The 16258-nt window shown below is 39.9% G+C and carries 17 protein-coding genes, 4 tRNA genes and 1 other annotated feature; of the genes, 20 read left to right on the forward strand and 1 reads right to left on the reverse strand.

The annotated features are described in order from the left end of the window. The first annotated feature begins 213 nt into the window (after positions 1–213). From minC to BHF68_RS01410, 17 genes are all read left to right on the forward strand, one after another. Positions 214–945, forward strand: a complete 732-nt coding sequence (minC, locus tag BHF68_RS01330) for a septum site-determining protein MinC (RefSeq protein ID WP_069641842.1) — start codon at positions 214–216, stop codon at positions 943–945. Between the two features lie 17 nt (positions 946–962). After that, positions 963–1754 carry a septum site-determining protein MinD gene (minD, locus tag BHF68_RS01335; protein WP_069641843.1) on the forward strand — a complete coding sequence of 264 codons (792 nt, stop codon included), beginning with the start codon at positions 963–965 and terminating at the stop codon, positions 1752–1754. A 93-nt stretch (positions 1755–1847) separates the two neighbouring features. Continuing rightward, positions 1848–2672, forward strand: a complete 825-nt coding sequence (locus tag BHF68_RS01340) for a M23 family metallopeptidase (RefSeq protein WP_069641844.1) — start codon at positions 1848–1850, stop codon at positions 2670–2672. 11 nt (positions 2673–2683) lie between these two features. After that, positions 2684–3544 (forward strand): site-2 protease family protein, encoded by an 861-nt coding sequence (locus tag BHF68_RS01345; RefSeq protein WP_069641845.1) that lies wholly within the window; start codon positions 2684–2686, stop codon positions 3542–3544. A gap of 110 nt (positions 3545–3654) precedes the next feature. Next, a complete protein-coding gene (locus tag BHF68_RS01350) occupies positions 3655–5535 on the forward strand; it encodes a TIGR03960 family B12-binding radical SAM protein (protein WP_069641846.1) in 1881 nt (626 codons plus the stop codon). Continuing rightward, entirely contained in the window at positions 5532–6311 is a 780-nt protein-coding gene (locus tag BHF68_RS01355; RefSeq protein ID WP_069641847.1) for a TIGR03936 family radical SAM-associated protein, read from the forward strand. The genes BHF68_RS01350 and BHF68_RS01355 overlap by 4 nt, the downstream gene beginning before the upstream one ends. Before the next feature lie 48 nt (positions 6312–6359). Then, a complete protein-coding gene (locus BHF68_RS01360; RefSeq protein ID WP_069641848.1) occupies positions 6360–7853 on the forward strand; it encodes an Rne/Rng family ribonuclease in 1494 nt (497 codons plus the stop codon). A 94-nt stretch (positions 7854–7947) separates the two neighbouring features. Next, positions 7948–8050: a sequence feature (ribosomal protein L21 leader region), on the forward strand. Between the two features lie 13 nt (positions 8051–8063). After that, entirely contained in the window at positions 8064–8375 is a 312-nt protein-coding gene (gene rplU / locus BHF68_RS01365) for a 50S ribosomal protein L21 (RefSeq protein WP_069641849.1), read from the forward strand. 21 nt (positions 8376–8396) lie between these two features. Continuing rightward, positions 8397–8729, forward strand: a complete 333-nt coding sequence (locus BHF68_RS01370; protein WP_069641850.1) for a ribosomal-processing cysteine protease Prp — start codon at positions 8397–8399, stop codon at positions 8727–8729. Positions 8730–8742: 13 nt separating this feature from the next. Continuing rightward, a complete protein-coding gene (gene rpmA / locus BHF68_RS01375) occupies positions 8743–9033 on the forward strand; it encodes a 50S ribosomal protein L27 (protein ID WP_069641851.1) in 291 nt (96 codons plus the stop codon). A 212-nt stretch (positions 9034–9245) separates the two neighbouring features. Next, positions 9246–9827: a Spo0B domain-containing protein gene (locus tag BHF68_RS01380; protein WP_176719857.1), complete on the forward strand. Its 582-nt coding sequence runs from the start codon at positions 9246–9248 to the stop codon at positions 9825–9827. Positions 9828–9868: 41 nt separating this feature from the next. After that, entirely contained in the window at positions 9869–11185 is a 1317-nt protein-coding gene (obgE, locus tag BHF68_RS01385) for a GTPase ObgE (RefSeq protein ID WP_069641853.1), read from the forward strand. A gap of 167 nt (positions 11186–11352) precedes the next feature. After that, positions 11353–11429, forward strand: a tRNA-Asp gene (locus BHF68_RS01390). 7 nt (positions 11430–11436) lie between these two features. Next, positions 11437–11514: transfer RNA gene (locus tag BHF68_RS01395), tRNA-Ile, on the forward strand. Positions 11515–11571: 57 nt separating this feature from the next. Continuing rightward, positions 11572–11660 (forward strand) — tRNA-Leu (locus tag BHF68_RS01400). 9 nt (positions 11661–11669) lie between these two features. Continuing rightward, a tRNA-Val gene (locus BHF68_RS01405) sits at positions 11670–11745 on the forward strand. A gap of 209 nt (positions 11746–11954) precedes the next feature. Next, the gene (locus BHF68_RS01410; protein WP_069641854.1) at positions 11955–12500 is read left to right on the forward strand and encodes a lecithin retinol acyltransferase family protein; all 546 of its coding nucleotides are present in this window, start codon (positions 11955–11957) and stop codon (positions 12498–12500) included. Between the two features lie 214 nt (positions 12501–12714). Here BHF68_RS01410 and BHF68_RS01415 read toward each other — a convergent pair whose 3' ends face one another. Further along, the gene (locus BHF68_RS01415; protein ID WP_069641855.1) at positions 12715–13251 is read right to left on the reverse strand and encodes a hypothetical protein; all 537 of its coding nucleotides are present in this window, start codon (positions 13249–13251) and stop codon (positions 12715–12717) included. Between the two features lie 218 nt (positions 13252–13469). Between BHF68_RS01415 and BHF68_RS01420 the strand changes: the two genes are divergently transcribed. From BHF68_RS01420 to BHF68_RS01430, 3 genes are read left to right on the forward strand one after another with little or no spacing between them, the layout of a single operon-like run. Continuing rightward, positions 13470–14105 carry an RNA polymerase sigma factor gene (locus tag BHF68_RS01420; protein WP_069641856.1) on the forward strand — a complete coding sequence of 212 codons (636 nt, stop codon included), beginning with the start codon at positions 13470–13472 and terminating at the stop codon, positions 14103–14105. Between the two features lie 40 nt (positions 14106–14145). Next, positions 14146–15222 (forward strand): hypothetical protein, encoded by a 1077-nt coding sequence (locus BHF68_RS01425; RefSeq protein ID WP_069641857.1) that lies wholly within the window; start codon positions 14146–14148, stop codon positions 15220–15222. 12 nt (positions 15223–15234) lie between these two features. Then, entirely contained in the window at positions 15235–16251 is a 1017-nt protein-coding gene (locus BHF68_RS01430) for a GNAT family N-acetyltransferase (RefSeq protein WP_069641858.1), read from the forward strand. The last annotated feature ends 7 nt before the right edge of the window (positions 16252–16258 follow it).

A 16258-nucleotide genomic window follows, 5' to 3' on the forward strand; every position in this document is an offset into this window, starting at 1 on the left:
GGAAAGCTGAATTTTCATAAGGGGTTTTTGTTTATATATAAAGTACGAGAAATTTGTCAGATTGAGAAATAAAAAATAGGTCAATTTACTGGCAGGAGAAATTGAGTCAGTTATCGAATAAGGAAATACATTAGAAAATTAGAATAGAAATATAGAATAGAATATGAGAAAAATACGTTTTGTTACTTTTATACTGTGGAAGGGAAGTTCTTAATGACGGAGAAAGAATTGCAGCCCAAAAAGAGTCTAGTAACAATCAAAGGTAGTAATGAAGGACTGGCATTTATTTTAAATGATCAAGAGCCCTTTTCCCATGTAGCAGATGAGCTAAAGCAGAAGGTGCGTAGAGAATTGAGTACTTTACTTACCGGTCCAATGGTTCGTATTAAGATTGATTGTGGTAGACGTGAATTAGATGAAAAACAACGCAAGCTATTAGAGGAGATTATATCCCTTAAGGAGAATTTAATATTAACAAGAATTAAATCTAGTACGACTGAGCCTGTGGTAGCAAATGCTGACAAGACTAATGGACAAGATGCTAGTACTGACACAAATACACAGACAACGGAACAATCAGTGGTACATTTAATCGACGAGAACACAGCGAGAATCTATCGTGGTACCGTCCGCTCTGGGCAAGTCCTCGAGCATGACGGCAACCTGGTTATCTTTGGGGATGTGAATGCAGGGGCTAAGGTACTGGCCACAGGAGATATCTTAGTTATGGGCAGAATACTAGGCGGATCTGTACATGCAGGCTCTAAGGGAGACAAGCAGCGGGTTATATCTGCAGGTGCATGGGGTAATGCGCAGGTACGGATTGCAGATTGCATTGGTAAGACGCAGGCGGGCGATTTTAAAGCACAAACTACTTGTGTAACCACTGCCTATTTTGACGAATATAGAATTCAGTTTAAACACAAAAAACCAGCAATGATTTAATATAGGGAGTGAATTAGATGGGTGAAGCAATTGTTATAACTTCTGGTAAGGGCGGAGTTGGTAAAACAACGACCTCTGCTAATGTTGGCTCAGCACTAGCTATACTGGGCAAACGGGTTTGTTTAGTAGATACAGATATAGGGTTAAGGAACTTAGATGTTGCCCTCGGTTTAGAAAATAGAATTATCTATGATATTGTTGATGTGGCTGAGGGGAATTGTAAGCTAAAGCAAGCTATTATTAAAGATAAGCGCTTTGAAAGCTTATATTTACTAGCTGCCTCACAGACGAAGGACAAAAACGCTTTAGAAGAAGAGGCTGTTCGAGAAATTATTGCACAGCTTAAGGAAGATTTCGACTATGTGATTATTGACTGTCCTGCTGGGATTGAGAAGGGCTTCCAGAATGCTGTTGCAGGGGCTGATCGCGCAATTATTATTGTGACACCTGATGCTACGGCCGTGCGAGATGCCGATAGGGTGATTGGTTTATTAGAAAAGCAAGCAATGAAGCGCATGGACTTAATTGTTAACCGTGCCAATTCGCGACTGATGTCTGAAGAGGATATGCTAGATATCGATGAAATCGTAAGTATATTGGCTGTAGAGCTAATTGGGGTAGTTCCTGATGATGATAATATTCTACGTGCTAACAACAAGGGTGAGCCAGTTGCCATTCAAACTGAACCACTAGCATCAAAGGCATATCGTAATATCGCTAAACGTATCACTGGTCAGACAGTACCACTGTTAGACATTCGTCAGAAAAACGATAGCTTTTTGGCAAAGCTTAAGAAACTATTTAAGTAGCTCCTGCGGGGGCTATTTTTTATTGCATATCTTAAAATGCTGCTGCATAGGATTGTACAAATAGACAAGTATCCTAAATAGTAGGTGATTGGTATGCGAATTAAATTAGAAGGTGTAAAAAGAAGACGGGAGCAATTGATTGACAAATTAAAATTTGGAGACGACTACGAGGAATCATTTGACAGACAAGCTGACAAGCAAATGAACCGATTACCAATTCCTAAACAGGTAAATAACAATAAGTGGATCTGGCAATCGGCTATTGCTGTTATGCTCGTTGTCTCTACTTTGTCTCTACAGCAGCTTTCGGCACCGTGGGCACAATCGAGTGTAACCTTTATTAATGATGTTGTTGAACGTGACTATAACTGGGAGGGAGTTCTAGAGGCCCTAAACCTTGAGAATGATTTCTTTAATTTTGACGAGGGAATCGCGACACCGACACCGACTTCAACTGACCCAGGCTTATATAATGACTTTAACCAGTACCCGACAAACCCAGACGCAATCCCAGTATTTGGGCAAAATCCTGGGCAGCCAGCTCAGCAAAATGGCGGAGCCTCTATCGATAATAAGCTTGGCTTACCAATAGAAGGTTTATTAGTGAAAAGATTTACAGAAGATAAGCCGTTTCTAGAATTCATCGCTCTAAATAATAAACAGGTGCAGTCAGTAGCCAGTGGTAAGGTTACTCAGATTGGCTATAACGACAAGGAAGAGCTGCTGATTTATGTTGAGGGTGAACAGGATTTAACGTTTGTGTACGGTCGAGTGAAGGATATCGTAGTAAAAGAAGGTGACACGGTAGGAAAAGGTCAACACATTGCAACTGTAGATAGTACTGATGATGTTGAACTGCTACTATTCCAGATTATCAAAGATGGTAAAGCAGTCGACCCAGAAGCTTATTTGCCATAAGGTGGTTCAGCATGAAACTTCGTATACATTGGCTTTTTCTAGTATTCCTCATCTATATAGGTTACTCAGGGCAGGTTTTTGAAGCACTGCTCTTTTTTCTCATTGTCATCATTCATGAGCTGGGGCATGTGTTTGTTGCCCGTAGCTTTGGTTGGCGAGTTACCGAAATCGAATTTCTACCATTTGGCGGTGTAGCAAAGGTTGATTGGAACTTCCAAGGCTGGCCTAGGCAAGAAAAGCTCGTAGCCATCGCAGGTCCGATGAATAATATTATTATGATAATGATAGCTTTGGTGCTGTTCCAGTTTGGTGTTATCGAGCGGGATTTAGCTATGTTCTTTATTAAAGCAAATATGCTGCTAGCGGGATTTAATCTCCTCCCAGCGTTACCTTTGGATGGTGGGAGAATTTATCGGGCTACGGTATGTCAGGAGCATGGATGGATAGAAGGTACGAGAATGGCATATCGGCTAAGCTATATCATCGGAGCTATTCTTGTGCTTGTGGGATTAATTATGCTTGCACTGGGTTATTTGAACGTCACTTTTCTAATTCTAGGTGCATTCTTGCTCTTAGCAACCTTTATGGATCAGAGACAAATGAAATACCAACAGATGTATGCCCTTTTACATAAGAATTATAAGCAAGCTTCAGCTAAGACGACTTCTGAGCAAATAAAGCACATATCAACAAACAAGGATGAGAAAATATCAGATATAATCAAGGTCTTTTCCCCAGGGATTACGACTATTGTTTGGGTTATGGATAATAATAAAGTTATAGGAACGCTCACGGATAATGAGATTTTACATAAGGTTTTTGACGAACAGGTACCGTTGCACATGTCGATGGAGGACATGTTAAACTTATAAACACATGCTAACTTTATAATCATAGTTAGTGACAAGGAAACTTGTAAGTTGGGGGATTTCTTTGATACAATAAAGCGATACTATTTTGGATAAGTTTTTAGGAGGAAATTATGGAGAAGATTTGTCAGCATGATATACTGACGCAAGTAGAAAAACCAGCTAGGTACGCTGGTAACGAGTGGAATATAGTGATGAAAGATCACGCACAAATGGATGTAACATTTGCCTTGGCATTCCCTGATGTGTATGAGGTTGGGATGTCTTTTTTAGGTTATAAAATTTTATATCACATTATAAATAAAAGGGATACATACTATGCGGAGCGCGCTTTTGCACCGTGGGTCGATATGGAGCAAAAGATCCGCAACCACAATCAAGTACTGACGAGCACAGAGACGAAAACGCCGATTAAGGATTTCGACTTTGTATCCTTTACATTACAGTATGAAATGAGCTACACCAATATTTTAAATATGCTAGACCTTTCAGATTTACCTTTGTATGCTAAGGATCGTACTGAAGAGCATCCGTTAGTACTAGCAGGAGGACCATGTGCCTTTAACCCCGAGCCGATTGCTGATTTCTTCGACTTATTCGTGGTCGGTGAGGGTGAAGAGGCAGTTATAGATATAGCTGATGTGTACAAGGAGATAAAAGCAGAACAAAAATCCACTGGCAAACAGATTTCCAGGGAGGAGACACTCTTAAGATTAGCAAAAATCCCTGGTGTGTATGTGCCACGCTTTTATGACGTTGAGTATAAGGATGACGGTAGGGTTGCTTCTATTACACCTAATCACCCTTCGATACCAGCTAAGGTTGAGAAGCGGGTGCTAAGGGACTTAGATGCTACTGAATATCCAGAGGATTTGGTTGTTCCGTTTTTGAACGTTGTCCACGACCGAGTCATGCTAGAGATTCAACGGGGATGTACTAGGGGCTGTCGTTTTTGCCAGGCGGGTATGGTCTATCGACCTGTTCGTGAGCGCAAGAAGGAAAATCTTCGAAAAATTGCCCGCACATTAGTGGATAAGACAGGATACGATGAGATATCGTTGACATCATTAGCAAGCAACGATTATTCACAAATTCAGGAGTTAATCCATGAGCTACTAGATGAATTTAAGGAAGAGAAAATCGGCATCTCCCTGCCATCGTTAAGGGCGGACAAGTTTTCCGTCAAGCTAGCTGAAGAGCTACAACAAATGCGTAAGTCTGGGCTTACCTTTGCCCCTGAGGCTGGTAGTCAAAGACTGCGTGATGTTATCAATAAGGGAGTTAACGAAGAGCACTTGATTGACGCTGTGACTAGTGCTTTTCAGTCTGGATATAAGCAAGTGAAGCTGTATTTCATGCTCGGCTTACCGACAGAAACGGATGAGGATATAGTTGGCATCGCTGAGCTAGCAGAGAAGGTAGTAGAAGCCTATCGTAGTGTAAATAAAGGCAAAACCCGTGGACTTAAGGTTACAGTAAGCACCTCGCTGTTTGTACCAAAGCCCCATACGCCATTTCAATGGGTTGGACAACTATCTAAGAATGAGCTGCAGCGTCGTCGCTCCGTATTACAAAATGCGATAAAATCTAAAGCCATCACATATAACTGGCATGATCCAAATGTTAGCTTCCTAGAGGGTGCTGTTTCTAGAGGTGACCGTAGACTTTCTAAGGCTATTTACCAAGCTTGGAAGAACGGCTGCAAGTTCGATAGCTGGACAGAGCAGTTCCGTAATCGTGAATGGCTGATGGCTTATCAGGAGGTAGGGATAGATCCAGAGTGGTACGCCTTTAGAAATTTTGCCTATGATGAAATTCTTCCTTGGGAGCATATTAGCTCGGGGGTTAGTAAGAAATATTTAGAGATTGAATACGAGCGGGCGTTAGTAGGTAAGACAATTGAAGATTGTCGGACCGCAAACTGTACAGGCTGCGGAGTATGTCAGTCCTTAGGTGTAGATGTTGTTGTCTGGAAGGGGGAGGAAGTTCAGTGATAAGAACGATGCGTGCACGCTTTTCAAAAGGAGATGGTCTACGCTACATCTCCCATCTCGATTTGCAAAGAATGTTTGGTCGTGCCCTAAGGCGGGCAAGGATTCCAATTGCCTATAGTCAAGGCTTTAATCCCCATCCACGGCTAGCCTTTGGCTCTGCCTTAGGAGTTGGGACCACCAGTGAAAGTGAATTTCTTGATATTGACCTTAATGAGCCGATGACTCCAGACGAATTTATGCAGCAGATGAACGGAATTCTTCCTGAAGGACTCAGAATCGAAGAAGCGCACCTCTATGAATTAGGAGAAGAACCGAAAAAGCTGAAAACCTTAATGAGCGTAATTAATGCTGCAGAGTATGAGATTTATATATACCCAGAAACACAAAACTCAGAAGCTTCTGCAGAATCAGAATCACTTGCTAAATCACGTGCAGAATCACTTGCAAAATTCCAAGAGCAGCTGCAGGCAGCCTTGCACAAAATAAACCTAAAAGACAGCTGGGTAATATCTAGGTTTAGTAAGAAAAAGGAGCGGGAGCTTGACATAAAGCCGTTTGTATACCAGATTGAATGCATCACAGAAGCAGATAGCGACGACACTAAAGTTGTCGTCCGAGCACTTGTGAAATCAGGAAGTGAGGCTAACGTTCGTCCTGATGAAATTATCGAAGTGCTGCGTACTTACGGTGAACTGCCAGAAGCTCCCTATCAAATCCATAGAAAAAACCTTGGCATCATGGAAGAGCAGATGATAAAGAAACCGTTTCTATCATAAGGAAAACTTAGTTCAGATGTTAGGATATTAAAGCTGGAGAGATGGACAATGGGAAAAAAACTGATTATAAACTGTGATAGTAGGGAATTTAGGGTTGGTGTCCTGGAGGATGAAGCTCTAAGGGAAATCTATATTCAAAGGCCTTTAAGTGAGCGGCTTGTGGGCAATGTATATAAGGGACGTGTCAGTAACGTTCTGCCAGGAATGCAGGCAGCCTTTATAGATATAGGGCTAGAAAAAAACGCCTTTCTCTATGTTTCCGATGCAATCGTGGCGAACCATTTAGAGGAACAGGGAACGACCGATGATGTGCAAATTAATCAGATCTTAAAGCAGGGTCAAGAGGTCGTTGTACAGGTGGTCAAGGAGCCCTTTGGAACTAAGGGGGCCCGCGTATCAGTCAATATCAATATACCTGGGCGCTACATTGTGCTAATGCCGCTATCTAAGCATATTGGAATTTCGAGGAAAATTGAAGATGAGCAGGATCGCAGCCGTCTTAAAGAGATAGCTCAATCACTGTTTGAAAAAGATCAACTAGGGATGATTCTACGCACAGTAGCAAATACCGTTGACCGTCGGCAGATTGAAATGGACTACAAGCTACTTTTAGGGATCTGGGAGAATATCCAACGCACAGTTAAAATTCAGAAAACCCCAAGCTTGGTTCATCGTGATTTAGAAATTGTCCCAAGGGTAATACGGGATGTTTTAACTGAGGATGTCGAAGAAATAGTTATCGATACACATGATGAGTATCGGGCAATATCAAAAATACTTGAAAACATTGCTCCCCACCTAATTTCGAGTGTAACCCATTACAAAGGTGATGCTCCAATCTTTGACCACTATGGAATTGAAGATTCATTATCTAAGGTTGTAAAGTCAAAGGTTTGGATGAAAAATGGTGGCTATCTAATCATAGATCACACAGAAGCTCTTACTGTGATTGACGTAAATACTGGCAAGTTCGTAGGCCAGCGAAATCTCGAGGACACAGTTGTTAGTACGAACGTTGAAGCGGCCAAGGAAGTAGCGGCACAGCTACGCTTACGTAACATCAGTGGCATTATCATCGTCGATTTCATTGATATGCATGTCGAGGAAAACCAGCAAAAAGTCTTGCAGGTCATGGAGGAAGAACTACAAAAGGACAGCAACAAAACACATCTTTTAGGTATCACAAGACTCGGATTAGTAGAAATAACACGTAAAAAAATAAGAAAAAGCTTACATGATGTCCTTCTAGATACCTGTCCAACCTGTCATGGCTCTGGGAAAGTCTTGTCAGATATTGCGATAGCCAATCGTATTGATAGAGAAATCCGTCATTACCTACGACACACGAAGGACGAAGCAATTATTGTCGAGATGCATCCACGGATAGCAGCTGATTTTAAAGGTGCTAATAATGAAAATCAGCAGTTTATCGAGCAGCAATTTGGCAAACGCATCTTTATACGTGAGAAGGAATTTGTAGATATCGAGCATTTTAACATTATCTATTCAGGAGATGAAAAGGAAGCAGCAGCGCTATATTAGAATTATAACTTACTAAGAGTAAGCGTAGCTATTGACAGCGTATGTGGAAAAGTGATATTATATTTTGAGCAGTGTGCCATTGGGGTCTTCCTCCGGCATGCTTCAACCGCACGTACAAGGTTTTAAACTATAAGTATACAGCTTAATTATAAGCTATATAGCCTTATAGACCTTCGACGGCGAGTCTAAGTCTAATAGGAGGTGCAGTACATGTACGCAATTATCGAAACTGGTGGCAAGCAATACAAAGTAGAACAAGGCACTGAGCTTTACATTGAGAAGTTAGATGCAGAAGTTGGAGATTCAGTGAGCTTTGACAAGGTATTACTTGTTTCTAAAGACGGTCAAGTTCAAGTTGGTAGCCCAACAGTTGCTAATGCAACAGTAACAGGCAAAGTAGAGAAGAATGGTCGCGCTAAGAAGATCGTAGTTTTCAAATACAAGCCGAAAAAGAACTACAGCCGTAAGCAAGGACACCGTCAACCGTTCACTAAAGTTGTAATCGAAGCTATCAACGCATAGTAGTAAGGTAGTACTTAGCCTATGGTTGAAATTATCGTATACAAGAACAGAGCTGACGAAGTCGTATCTTTTCAAGTCCATGGTCACGCGGGCTATGCAGATCAAGGACAAGATATTGTCTGTTCAGCCGTATCAGTATTAACACTGAATACTGTAAATAGCATCTCTCACTTATTAGGGATTAAGCTAGAACCAACATCTGATTTAGGAATACTAGAATGTCATTTTCCAAAACAACAGGATTTATTACAGCAAGAGAAAATGCAGCTACTTTTACAGAGTATGGTCTTAGGTATTCAAGCAATTAAAGATAATTATAGTGAATATATCGAATATAAAACGAAACACGTATAAGGAGGTGGCTTACATGCTACAAATGAATCTACAATTATTTGCTCAGAAAAAGGGAGTAGGTAGTTCCAAGAACGGTCGTGACAGTCAAGCTAAACGCTTAGGAGTTAAACGTCAAGATGGCCAGCTTGTATCTGCTGGAAGTATCCTTGTACGTCAAAGAGGTACAAAGATTTACCCTGGAGATAACGTAGGTATTGGTGGAGATGACACACTATTTGCTAAAGCTGAGGGTGTTGTTGCTTTCGAAAGATTAGGTCGCGATAAAAAACGCGTAAGCGTTTACCCAGTATCTGCTGAAGCATAAAACCTATAGAGAAAGGTCTGGTCTAAAGCCAGATCTTTTTTTTGGCTCTTTACTCTTTAAAATGGTTCTTGATTTCGTTTGCGCTATTATCTTTTTCTTATTTTAAAAGGGATTTTATGTATCTTTGTCGAATAAAGGAAGTACATACTTATTGAATACGGTGAAATGTGTTTATTAAGTAATAAGATATGTTAGGGTTGGTTGTTATGAATATGGAAATACTAAAAATGAATAAACCACACAAGCAGGTATTAAAAATGTTGACAGAACTACGTCATGATATGGTTAATCATATACAAGTTATTCATGCCTATGCCAAACTAGAAAAAACGGAAAAGATTATTGATTACATTGAGGCAATAGCGCGAGAATATCAAATGCAAAGCCGCTTATCGAATTTAGGTAATGATCGGTTAAGTGCAAATCTTATTGCAATGACTATGCGCTTTCCTGAATTGAAATTTGATTTCTATAGTAGCAGTCGACGTATACATTTATTAGAATATACAAAACGTAATGAAGAAGAATTATTAGCAATAATATTAAGTACGATTACAAGCCTAGCGGCTCAGGAGCAGGGGTTAAACCATATTCAGATTGTTATGTCAGTCGATAATGTTACAAAGCCCAAGGTTCCAAAAATAATATTCTCGCTTTATGGCGAGGAGCTAGCGGAAGACAACAAAGCAGTAAGTTGCTTGAAAAAACGTCTAGAGAAGTATAATGTGGAACTAAGACAGCATCACCAGGATTCAGAGGTCTTTGAATGGGAGCTGCTGTTCTACAATAGCTAATAATCAGAAATGAGAATGATTTATACATATGAGGTGGAAACATGTTTGTAGATAAGGTAAAAATATATGTCAAAGGTGGCGACGGCGGTAATGGTATGGTCGCCTTTCGTCGTGAGCCCTTTGTGCCTGATGGAGGCCCTGCAGGTGGTGACGGCGGTAAGGGTGGAGACCTTATATTTGAAGTGGATGAAGGGTTACGCACACTTGTCGACTTCCGATACAAGAAGCATTTCCGTGCGCCTAAGGGTGAAAACGGAAGAACTAAGAATCAGCATGGTGCTAAAGGGGACAACCTTATAGTGCGTGTTCCGCCAGGTACTGTGGTGGTAAATGAAGCGACTGGTGCAGTTATAGCGGACTTGGTGAGCCACGGAGATCAAGCAACTATTGCTAAAGGTGGTCGTGGAGGACGTGGAAATACCCGTTTTGCTAACTCTCGTCACAAAGCGCCTGATATAGCTGAAAAGGGCGAGCCTGGTGAAGAGTTTGAAATTATTTTAGAGCTGAAGCTATTAGCTGATGTTGGTCTGGTAGGGTTCCCGTCCGTTGGGAAATCGACAATGCTGTCTGTAGTATCAGCAGCTAAACCGAAAATCGCTGAATACCATTTCACTACCTTGCAACCAAATATCGGGGTCGTTAAGGTTGACGAAGAGGATAGCTTTGTCATGGCTGACTTGCCTGGACTTATCGAAGGGGCACATGAAGGAGTTGGACTCGGACATCAATTCTTACGACATATTGAGCGTACCCGAGTGATTGTTCATGTGATTGATATGGCTGCTGTCGATGGCAGAGATCCGTTTAAAGACTTTATGCAAATCAATGCAGAGCTTGAGCTTTATAATCCAAAGCTAATGGAGCGTCCGCAGCTTATCGTCGCCAATAAAATGGATATCCCAGACGCTGCAGATAACTTACAGATATTTAAAGAAGAGCTAGAGGAACAATATAAGCAGGAAGGCAAAAGCCTTGAAGATATAAAAATCTATGAATTATCGGCCTTAACCCGCAAAGGTCTAGATCCACTACTTAGAGATATATCGACTCTACTTAGAGAACTGCCTAATATTCTGCTTTATGAAGATATTGGCGAAGAAACAGAGGATTACAAAATCTATCGTGCAGAAGCAGAGGAAAAACCGTTTACCATTCGTAAAGATAACGAAACCTTTGTCGTTGAAGGTGAGCGCCTAGAGAAGCTTGTAGTCATGACAGACTTTAGTCGTGAGGATAGCGTCACCCGCTTCGCCCGTATATTAAAAGGCATCGGTGTTGATGCTGCACTACGTGAAGCAGGCGCTAAAGAAGGCGATACGATCCGCATCGTAGAGATGGAATTCGATTTTGTAGATTAGGATATAAAAGTGAAAGTTAGAAAGCTTAAAGTTGGAAAGTTATTATTGGAGTGGACATGTTGGAAAAAATAACATGTCCACTTTTTGAAAAAACTTGTCTAGAAATATTGACTTGAGAGAATATATATGTTATTCTATTAAATGTCGCTGGAATTTTGCGACTGAGTGGAGCTGTGGTGTAGAGGCCTAACATGCCTGCCTGTCACGCAGGAGATCGCGGGTTCGAATCCCGTCAGCTCCGCCACTTTAAAGGGCCTATAGCTCAGTCCGGTCAGAGCAACCGGCTCATAACCGGTTGGTCCCAGGTTCGAATCCTGGTGGGCCCACCAACCAAATTAAATAGCAAGTCATTGCTAAAGAGCTTGGCATTTGCCAAGCTTCATTTAGCCGGGGTGGTGGAATTGGCAGACACACAGGACTTAAAATCCTGCGAGGCTCAAATCTCGTACCGGTTCAAGTCCGGTCCTCGGCACCAACTTAATATGGGCGCATAGCTCAGCTGGGAGAGCACTACCTCGACAAGGTAGGGGTCAGCGGTTCGAGCCCGTTTGCGCCCACCATACAACAGTCAAAACAACCCTTGATATTCAAGGGTTGTTTTGCTGTGAAAATTTTTAAATACAGGGATTCGATTCGTTTGCAAACAAGATATTTATTAAAGGAGAATGAATTAAATGGCTCAATTTTTTATTAGCAAATACGTGGCTTTGTACTAAATAAAATGATATGAAATATATTCTAACAAGCAAATAATTAATGGGGTGAGTATGTGGGCTTATATAACTTTATTAGAAATAATATTGGGAAACCAATTAACAATTCATTACAGAAAGGTGTAGAGAAAATTGCATATGGGATAAATGAAGATTTAGGTAAAGCGGTTGGAAATGTACACAAAATAAGTAACAAGGCAAGTGATGTAATAGATAACACTGTAGGCACAATAGGTAACTCTATAAAAAGTAACAATATTAATAAGTTTATAGATAGTAATTTTAATGAACCTGATACTTTCGTAGATGGGGATCATATATATGTTTATTTAAAATCTTTTGGTGTTGATTTTACTCATCATGGAATTTATGTAGGAAGCAATAATGTAATCCACTATTCGAAAAATAGAGTTGAATTGGTATCTGTTTCAGAGTTTTCAGAAGGAAATAAGATACATAGATTAAGTAAATATAGTAGCCCTATCTCTTATTCTGAAGCAGAAATTGTGAGGCGCGCCTATAAGAGATTGGGAGAGGTTAGCTATAATATTATCTTTAATAATTGTGAGAACTTTGCTAGATGGTGTAGATCTGGAGATTAGACTCCATATAAAGCTACAGGAAACGAGACAAGTATAATTGTATATTCCGTTCGTAAGTTGTAAGTGCGTTAATTTGTAAGGAGTTAATCGTGATCCGTTTGGCTAAGTTATCCAAATGATCAAATGTAATAGTATGCATTTGATACGCTCAAATGACTACTAAAAGCGGTGTCTACAATTTCCTGTGGCTTTAGATAGAGCCGATACATAGGTTTTAGTAACCCATGTATCGGTCTGCATCAAAGTTAATCGTGATTGAGTGGTTAGCAGCATCAATCATAGAAGACAGCTTATTTGCTTTTCTTGTCAGTTTGACGGATTCGTTGCGAACAGTGTCAGGGTCATAAAGAGTTTTCTCTTGAATAGAAGATTTGGACAGGTTAATTCCGTAGCTATCTCTATGAACGGACACCTTTTTCTTCTTACTATACATTAATAACTCATTAGCTTCTTGGCGTAGATATTGAGCTAGCATAATCGCTTCGTGGATAGAGAGTTTTTCATCGCTCCAATCGACAGTGTTTTGTAAATTTGCTAGGGCAATCTTGTTTTCTAGCATTCTCAAATCTTGAGCTACTTGTTCTATTTCCTCAGTTACCTGTTCAAAGTTACGTGATGGTAGTTCGTAGTCATCCCCTTTTTCATAGATAACAGTCGCCACTTGATTTCGTTCAGACTGCAAATCTGCAATTGTATTTTTAATACTTGCTCGTAATGGCAATGCCTCTGCTAACGTGATTGCATCTTCCATGTTTATGCCCCCTATATCAATCCATTGTTGTATTTGCTGTTCTCGTTGTTATACGTAGAAGGGAAAAATTAGTTAACCATCAAATCAATTAAAATTGGAATTTTTTTTGCAGAAAAAGTATTGATTCTTGATAATAATTATGATAATTTAGTTAAACGATTTGTTTCAAGTATATTCCATATGATTTTTTCAAAATCCATTTAGGAGGTTGATATCATATGAAAAATTTGATTAAGCAATACAACCAAACTACCAACCGAGAAATTAAGAACAGCTTATTCCAGTTGATTTTCACAAATGTCGAAAAAATATTCATTAGCCTGTGTATGAAGAGTAACGTTGCATCCCATAGCTTTGATGATGTTCGTCAGGAGGTTATGGAGAAGCTATGGCGCGTATTACCTTCCTATGATGCAGACAGAGCAAATTTCACCACGTTCTTCTACCGTGTTGCAGATAATGTAATCAAGGACTACCAGCGCCTGCAAAATAGACGAAACATGTTTATAACACACATAGAGCAGTTTGAGCAAGGTGAATTAGCCGTAGGCGCGGTGTGTGAAGAGTACAATGAGTTTGAATTTGCCAAATCCTTCGGAGCAATCCGAACAATTACACCAAGCGAGAAAGAGATAGCCATTCTGCTGATGCAGGGCTACAGTAAGTCAGACATCGCTGAGATGCGTGGGACCTCAAAGGCAGCAGTCACCAAGGCATGCCAAAAAATTAGAATAAAATATATGCAAGACCAAGAGTTGGCCCAGGCCGACTCTTCTTTTTTGTTTTTGGTTTTTTTTCGAATGCAGCTTAACAATTATTTCGAGCTATCTATTTTAGGGGAAAAACAGTTATAATAGTATGATACACAAGCCAGTTTTCTTATGAGGTGTAGCAATGGAGATAAAAGTTGTTGACAAAAAAATGATCGGCCAATATTTGAATTTATATAAGGAAGTATATAAAGACAATAGTTATTATAGAGATAATACGAGCTCAGTTCTAAAGGGGATTCTTTCTGGAGCTGCGACTATTTGCAAAAGCAGTAGGATTACACCTATAGTCATTGTTGATTCTGGAAAAGTAGTAGCGGCCTGTACTTTTGCAGTAGTAGATAGAATGGCTGATACATTACAATTAACATTTTTCGAGGCTTTACCTAATCACCAAGTAGCTATCGACAAAATGATAGACTACGGCAGGAAACTAGCACAAGAATACGGCATCAGTAAAATATTAGTCGGTCTTGATTTTCATGTGAATTATGGTTTAGGATTGTTGGCAAACTGCTACGACAAGTTACAAAGCTTCGGAAGTTCCTATAACCCACCCTACTATATAGAGTATTTTCAAAAGCACGCAAATGAAGAAACAAGACTTGTAAATTATATAGGGAAAATGGATGTGTTTGACTCTGATAAGAACGTTAAACTCCGTGAACGCATTCACAATTTATACAAGGTTAGGAAGGCAGACTTCAAAAACTTAAAAAAAGATGTAGCGATTTATACATCTTTAAATAATCAAGCATTTCGCAATCATAAATTTTACTATGAAAGGCGTTTGGAAGAAGACTTAGAACTCTTTAAAGATTTCAAATGGCTATTAAAAGAAGAAAATCTGCTAATATTAGAACATCAAGGCATTCCGATTGGATTTATGCTCTGGTATCCCGATTTTAACGAACTTATTAATCCTGGTGAATCTGTAGGAGTCAAGACAGTTCTTAAGAATATATTATTTTCAGAAACAATACAGAAGTTCAAGTTAGTAGAGATTGGCGTATTGCCAGCTTATCAGAAAAAAGGCGCCGTCCTGGCATTGTTTGATGAATGCCGTAAACTTGTCGGAAACCGCTTCCGGTTATGTGAATCAGGATGGGTATTAGAAGAAAACATAGACTCCCGGGGATTCGGATTCCGTTGGGGTGATCAGGAGTACAAGCAGTTCAAAGTATTTACAATTAATGTATAGGAAGGCATTGCTATGTTTAAAGTATACCAAAACGCCAACCAACTACCTGAAGCATGGGATGAAATTGTCGCTGGGAGTGTCCAGATCGATAAATATTTTCTAAAAAGACAAACCCTGGTATCCCTAGAACAGCTTAACCCATGTGGACAGAAATACCACATTGATTTGGAGCGTAAAGCTGTGTTTGTGACTTACCAGCACAAGCTAGACCTGTTTACATTTACACCACACCTTTCTTTAAAGGTTCCTGTGACAATTGTCGGATTGCCACTTTCTGTAGCAAAACCTGGGTATGCTTATAAAGAGCTACAGACAGCAGAAATGAAAACTATGGGCATGCAAGCAATTGTGGAAGCTGCAAAGAAGGTTAAAGGTTTTACAATTATCTTAAATGCCGACAGACTCAATACATCTATGGCACAAGGGCGTACCTTAGCATCTTGCATACTAGAAAATCGCTGGCAATCCTTTAATCACTACTTATCAGACATGAGAAGCCATTATCGATATAGAGTCAAAAAAGCATTAGAAAAAGGATCAGCCATTGATATTCGAGAGCTAACGGATAATAGGGAATTTACAATAGATATGTATCGATTGTATGAGGATGTTTACCAGCGTTCCGATAACAAGCTGGAGAAGCAATCTATTGAGTTTTTTCAGCAATTTCCAGCGAAAATTATTACGTTTTCTGTAACAAATAAAGTTGTAGCATTTGTCCAAGTAGTTAAGGCTGATCAAGAGTTAACTTTTATATTTGGGGGAATTAACTACAGCTTGATTGAAACCTACGACCTTTATCTCAATATGATATTACAGATTGTCCGAATCGGCATCGAACTAGGAGTAAAGCGCTTAGATTTCGGGCAAACGACAGAGGAAACGAAACTAAAAATTGGGGCAAAGCTACAACCAAAGCTAATATATGCGCATCATAGCAATCCGATAATGAACTTCCTTATTAGCAAAGGAATCGGCGCACTTTCTTACAAAGATTACGCAATTAAACATAACGTATTCAAGACATAATCATGGA

Source organism: Desulfuribacillus alkaliarsenatis (assembly GCF_001730225.1).
Taxonomy (GTDB): Bacteria; Bacillota; Bacilli; order Desulfuribacillales; family Desulfuribacillaceae; genus Desulfuribacillus; species Desulfuribacillus alkaliarsenatis.

Coding starts and splice junctions, on each gene's coding strand:
- minC (WP_069641842.1), top strand. CDS start 214: ATGACGGAGAAAGAATTGCAGCCCAAAAAGAGTCTAGTAACAATCAAA.
- minD (WP_069641843.1), top strand. CDS start 963: ATGGGTGAAGCAATTGTTATAACTTCTGGTAAGGGCGGAGTTGGTAAA.
- BHF68_RS01340 (WP_069641844.1), top strand. CDS start 1,848: ATGCGAATTAAATTAGAAGGTGTAAAAAGAAGACGGGAGCAATTGATT.
- BHF68_RS01345 (WP_069641845.1), top strand. CDS start 2,684: ATGAAACTTCGTATACATTGGCTTTTTCTAGTATTCCTCATCTATATA.
- BHF68_RS01350 (WP_069641846.1), top strand. CDS start 3,655: ATGGAGAAGATTTGTCAGCATGATATACTGACGCAAGTAGAAAAACCA.
- BHF68_RS01360 (WP_069641848.1), top strand. CDS start 6,360: ATGGGAAAAAAACTGATTATAAACTGTGATAGTAGGGAATTTAGGGTT.
- rplU (WP_069641849.1), top strand. CDS start 8,064: ATGTACGCAATTATCGAAACTGGTGGCAAGCAATACAAAGTAGAACAA.
- BHF68_RS01370 (WP_069641850.1), top strand. CDS start 8,397: ATGGTTGAAATTATCGTATACAAGAACAGAGCTGACGAAGTCGTATCT.
- rpmA (WP_069641851.1), top strand. CDS start 8,743: ATGCTACAAATGAATCTACAATTATTTGCTCAGAAAAAGGGAGTAGGT.
- BHF68_RS01380 (WP_176719857.1), top strand. CDS start 9,246: ATGGAAATACTAAAAATGAATAAACCACACAAGCAGGTATTAAAAATG.
- obgE (WP_069641853.1), top strand. CDS start 9,869: ATGTTTGTAGATAAGGTAAAAATATATGTCAAAGGTGGCGACGGCGGT.
- BHF68_RS01415 (WP_069641855.1), bottom strand. CDS start 13,251: ATGGAAGATGCAATCACGTTAGCAGAGGCATTGCCATTACGAGCAAGT.
- BHF68_RS01420 (WP_069641856.1), top strand. CDS start 13,470: ATGAAAAATTTGATTAAGCAATACAACCAAACTACCAACCGAGAAATT.
- BHF68_RS01425 (WP_069641857.1), top strand. CDS start 14,146: ATGGAGATAAAAGTTGTTGACAAAAAAATGATCGGCCAATATTTGAAT.
- BHF68_RS01430 (WP_069641858.1), top strand. CDS start 15,235: ATGTTTAAAGTATACCAAAACGCCAACCAACTACCTGAAGCATGGGAT.